Here is a 1,311-nt window from a genome sequence, read left to right on the forward strand (position 1 = left end):
TGTCAATCCCCTGTAATCGTGGAGTCCTCCGCTATGCGGCCTGAGCCTCCTGACGGGCCTCGGCTCGTGCCCTGCTGATGATCCGTTCGAACTCCACGGGCGGCAGACCGCCGGCGGCGCTGTGCCGGCGGCGGGTGTTGTAGAAGTCGGCGATCCAGGTCGCGATCTTCAGGCGGGCCTCGGTCCGGGTGGCGAAGCGATGCCGGTGGATGTACTCGACCTTGATCGTGGAGTGGAAGCTCTCGGCGGCGGCGTTGTCCAGCGCCGACCCGACCCGCCCCATGGACTGGACCACGCCGAGCCGATCGCACAGCTGGTTGTAGGCCGCGCTGCTGTACTCGCTGCCGCGATCCGAGTGAAAGATCACGCCGTCCACCCGGCCACCGCGGGTGGCCGCGGCCATCTTGAGCGAGGCGCCGACCAGGGCGGCATCATGGTGGGCGCCCATCGCGTAGCCGAGCAGACGGCGCGAGAACAGGTCGATCACGGTGGCCAGGTAGAGCTTGCCCTCGCCGGTGTCGATCTCGGTCATGTCGCCCACCCACAAAACGTTCGGCGCGACGGCGTCGAAATGCCGATTGACCAGGTCACGGGCCGCCTTCCGCTTGCCCTGGCGGGTCAGCGACCGGCGTCGGCGCGGGGGCTTGCGGCCCTGCAGGCCGAGCTCGGCCATGATCTTGGCGACGGTGTTCTCCGAGACCTGCCAGCCTTCCGCCCACAGGTCCAGAGTGATCCTGGGCGAGCCGTAGGTGTGGCCGGACTCGGCGAAGAAGTGCCGTATCCGATCGACGAGTTCGGCCCGGCGCACCTCGCGCCGGGTCGGCTCGGCCGGGCGCCGGCGCCACTTGTAGTACCAGGACTCGGACACTCCAAGGGCCCGGCAGGCGATGGTGTGCGGGACGCCGTGCTCGGTCCTCTGGTCGGCGATGAAGCCCGCAACCGTCACTTCGTCGCCTCCTTCACCCATAGGACCACCGATCGCTTGAGGACATCGCGCTCCATCCCGAGCTCGGCGATCTCCTTTCGCTGCCGGACGTTCTCCTCGCGCAGCCGGCGCAGCTCGTCGCGCTCGGACTCGCTCAGACCCCCGGCCGCCTCCGCGTCCGCACGGGCCCGGGCACGGTGGACCCAGTTCTGCAGCGTGCTCGGCTGCACGCCCAGGTCCCGCGCGACCTCCGCGGCCGACTTCCCGGTCTCCGTCACGATCCGTACCGCCCCCGCGCGGAACTCCGCGTCGTACGAGCGCCTCTTCCCCGCCATGACCCTCAACTTCCCCTCTGGTCACGACTCCACGCTACGAGGGGAATGTCA

2 protein-coding genes are annotated in these 1,311 nt (G+C 69.3%); both read right to left on the reverse strand.

The annotated features are described in order from the left end of the window. Positions 1-31: 31 nt before the first annotated feature. Complete coding sequence (locus tag ACGF07_RS35615; protein WP_392905839.1) at positions 32-946, reverse strand: IS3 family transposase; 915 nt, start codon at positions 944-946, stop codon at positions 32-34. Continuing rightward, positions 943-1,260: a transposase gene (locus tag ACGF07_RS35620; RefSeq protein WP_362563609.1), complete on the reverse strand. Its 318-nt coding sequence runs from the start codon at positions 1,258-1,260 to the stop codon at positions 943-945. The genes ACGF07_RS35615 and ACGF07_RS35620 overlap by 4 nt, the downstream gene beginning before the upstream one ends. Between the last annotated feature and the right edge of the window lie 51 nt (positions 1,261-1,311).

It is taken from the genome of Kitasatospora sp. NPDC048194, assembly GCF_043202455.1.
Classification (GTDB): domain Bacteria; phylum Actinomycetota; class Actinomycetes; order Streptomycetales; family Streptomycetaceae; genus Kitasatospora.

Bases quoted from the DNA above. Each gene is read 5' to 3' on its own strand.
- ACGF07_RS35620 (WP_362563609.1), bottom strand. From the start codon at position 1,260: ATGGCGGGGAAGAGGCGCTCGTACGACGCGGAGTTCCGCGCGGGGGCG.